Annotated in this window: 3 protein-coding genes; all 3 read left to right on the top strand. The window is 49.1% G+C overall.

Annotated elements, in window-relative coordinates:
* The coding region (locus RMO52_RS09905) for an SLBB domain-containing protein (protein WP_310413495.1) at window positions 1-1,706 on the top strand (1,706 nt) is incomplete at its 5' end.
* A 262-nt stretch (window positions 1,707-1,968) separates the two neighbouring features.
* Window positions 1,969-2,445: a Fe-S cluster assembly sulfur transfer protein SufU gene (gene sufU, locus RMO52_RS09900; protein WP_310413493.1), complete on the top strand. Its 477-nt coding sequence runs from the start codon at window positions 1,969-1,971 to the stop codon at window positions 2,443-2,445.
* Between the two features lie 179 nt (window positions 2,446-2,624).
* Window positions 2,625-3,143: a Ycf51 family protein gene (locus RMO52_RS09895; protein WP_309738073.1), complete on the top strand. Its 519-nt coding sequence runs from the start codon at window positions 2,625-2,627 to the stop codon at window positions 3,141-3,143.
* The last annotated feature ends 312 nt before the right edge of the window (window positions 3,144-3,455 follow it).

The following is a 3,455-nucleotide window of genomic DNA, read 5'->3' as shown; positions in this document are numbered from 1 at the left end:
TCGCCCAGACTAAACCAGGTAAAGCCAAAACTCCAGCCAAGCCCAAAGCCAGAGCTGTCTCCCAGAATACTAGCTTTGCTGACTCTTATACCCTCGGCCCTGGGGACAGACTGCGGGTAGACATCTTTAACGTACCGGAGTATAGTGGCGAGTTTTATGTCCTCGGCGATGGTGCGATCAACCTGCCAGTAGTGGGGGCGATTCCGATCCAAGGCTTGACCGTGCAAAGAGCTTCGAGCCTGCTGACATCTTATTTCTCGCGCTATGTCAAACGACCGATCGTGACTATTAGCGTCCTGGCACCGCGTCCAGTCCAATTTGCGATCGCAGGTGAAGTCACGAGATCGGGTTCCTATACCGTCCCTTTTACTGGTGACAACCGCAAATTCCCCACCATCAGCCAAGCGATTCAATTAGCTGGCGGTACGACTCAGACTGCGAATTTGCGCCAAGTCCAAGTCCGTCGCGCTGCGACTGGTAGAGTGATCAGTGTCAATATCTTTGATGTATTACAACGCGGCAATACCGCCCAAGACATTTCCTTGCGCGATGGCGATACAATTTACATCGCTCGGGCAGAAGGTGTCAATACTGCCGATCGATTGCGGTTAGCTGGTTCCAACCTTGCCAACCAAGATGCAACTGTAAAAGTAGCAATTTTGGGAGAAGTTGGTAAACCGGGAACTTATACTCTCAAAGGCGATACTGCTGGTACCGCCGGACGCGTCACCCCCCCAACCCTCACTGAAGCGATCAAAATTGCTGGGGGTAGTACTGCTTCAGCAGATCTAACCCGGATCAGAGTGCGGCGCAATACCCGGACGGGTAGCGGTCAGGTATTACCGATTAACTTACTCAATTTGCTCAGAGCTGGCGATTTCGGTCAAGATATCATTCTCCAAGATGGCGACACGATCCTGCTGCCAACTGCTACTGACGTTAACAGTGCCAATAGTGCGCTAGTGGCGGCTTCCAACCTCGGTCCCCAAGCCATCACGCCCCCCCGAGTAGTAGTTGTCGGTGAAGTAAATCGTCCGGGTACCTATACAGTAACTGGCTCGGCGAATACCACTAATAACAATACCCAATTAGCCGGAACTGTCGCTCTCCCGACTGTTACCAACGCGATTCAAACCGCTGCTGGTATCAAACCTACCGCCGATATCCGCCAGATTCAATTGATTCGGACAACGCGAGCGGGCGAACAAAAAATCTCCCTCAATCTGTTTAAACTGATTCAGCAAGGGGATACCAGTCAAGATATCATCCTCCAAGAAGGCGATCGGATCTTTATCCCCGCCGCTCAGAATCCAAACTCACAAGATGTGGATCTCGTGGCATCTTCCACGCTCTCGCCGACATCAATCAGAGTCAACGTCATCGGTGAAGCTGGTGCTGGTGCTGGTGGTACTCGTGAAGTACCTGCCAATACCACGCTCAATCAAGCGATCCTCCTCGCTGGCGGCTTTAACAACGTCCGTGCCAATAAGAATGAAGTGGACTTTATCCGCCTCAATCCCAATGGTACTGTCACAAAACGACTGATCAAACTCAACTTTGCCAAAGGCATCGATTCAGAAACGAACCCACGTCTGCAAAACAACGATACGATCGTCATCGGGCGCAATAACCTCACCCGAATTGGCGACGGTTTCAGCACGATCCTGAGTCCATTTAACGGTCTACTCAACCTGATCAGATTCTAGACTCTCAGAGTCCGATAACCGATCGGCCATATAGCTCAAACTCAGGGTAACAGCGCACATTTGCGCTGTTACCCTCTACCAATTTCTAGCAACTATGAGTTCGACAGCTCAAAACTGCTTAGATCGATCGAGAATTATTAAAATCAGCAATATTTTTACCTCTTACCTTTTACCTTTTACCTCTTACCTCTTCCCCCACCTAGCCACTAATCATAGCGATCGAGGATAATAGAGATCTGAGTATCGATCTGTCTAAATTGTCATGAACAGCACCAATTTGCGAGATCTGTACCAACAGGTCATCCTCGAACACTACAAAAAGCCCAAGCATAAAGGTAAAACCGATCCGATCGATCGGTATCAGAAAGGGCACAATCCCTCTTGTGGCGATACGATCGAATTGACGCTCCAGTTAGATGCGAGCAGCGAGCGCGTCACCGATGTCAAATTTGAAGGTGAAGGGTGCGCGATTGCCCTAGCGTCGGTCGATCTGATGGCGGGAGCCGTCGTGGGTAAAACGATCGATGAAGCTTTAGAATTAGTTGGTATTTTTCAAGGCATGATGAAAGGGGAAACGGAATTTCCCAAAGAGCAACGCAAACTCAACGTCATGAAAGGCGTCGCTCAATTTCCCGTGCGGATCAAATGTGCCAACCTCGGCTGGCATACCCTCAAAGCCGCCCTCCAAATGACAGGCGAAGCCAAACTCGCCGATTTTGTCACCAACGAAGCCGAGTAGCTAATTTTTTAGTGAATAGTGGATAGTGGATCGTGGATCGTGCGTTGTTGGGCTTTGCCCAAGATAAGCACTTGTTCGAGATAGTTGAAAAATATCCGAACATCAAATACTTTAAATTATAGACTATTAACTATACACGATCCACTATCCACCATTCACTATCCACGATCCACTATCCAATGATTTCAACTGCCGAATTTCTCAAATACTGCCAATGGTCGGGAATTGTAACACTAGCTTTTGCTGTAGTGACGATTTTGGCTTTAGTCCTCAAATGGGGATTTAAGTATCGACTCGTAGGTGCGACCGGATTTATGGGCGTATTGACTGCGGGGTTATTTGCCTTGAGCCTCGTCCCGATCGTCCATACCAACGTCCCTGGCGCACAGCATTACTCCTTAATTTATGATAATGGTAGCGATCGGGCGACGATCGCCGTCAAGACGCCAATTAGCGAAACCGGATTGGATGCTACATTGCGTCAAGCGGCGGCGGATTTATACTCTTACGGTCGTTCGGGTTCGGTCGATCGACAACTCAAAGTGCGCGCCCGGACAGTGATTCATCCGCGTCCGGGGATTTCTGAGCCACTAGTATTAGGTGAAGTAACGCGTTCGCTCAGTGGTGGTGAGGATAGTCAACTAAATGTCAGGATCGATCGCAGCAATTTGGAGAAAGTAGCTAAAACTAAAGCCTAACGATCGCTTGCGGCGATCGATCGTCCCAACTAAATCTAAGTTATGAGTTAGCGATGCAGCTTGGGGGGGAACAATATGAGAAGTTGTCAGGATAAAGATGGCTGTAGATCCGCGATGCGTCGGCACTGCTGCCGTTGCACTACGACAAATCTACATTCGGCAATACACTCGTCTCGCTTCCCGCCTCAAATTGGGTCATTCCAGCTAGAACGGCAGAGAGCGCACACAACTTTCTTCGATGACATCGCTCTACTCAAACTTAGATAAAAACTGGTTAACCTCATGAGGATTAATGACCCAAATCTACTGCAA

The organism is Chamaesiphon sp. OTE_8_metabat_110 (assembly GCF_031382685.1).
Taxonomy (GTDB): domain Bacteria; phylum Cyanobacteriota; class Cyanobacteriia; order Cyanobacteriales; family Chamaesiphonaceae; genus Chamaesiphon.
The sequence above is the reverse complement of the archived record's forward strand: the minus strand, read 5'-3'. Positions and strand labels throughout refer to the sequence as shown.

Excerpts from the sequence above, each read along its gene's own strand:
- sufU (WP_310413493.1), top strand. The coding sequence starts at position 1,969 with ATGAACAGCACCAATTTGCGAGATCTGTACCAACAGGTCATCCTCGAA.
- RMO52_RS09895 (WP_309738073.1), top strand. The coding sequence starts at position 2,625 with ATGATTTCAACTGCCGAATTTCTCAAATACTGCCAATGGTCGGGAATT.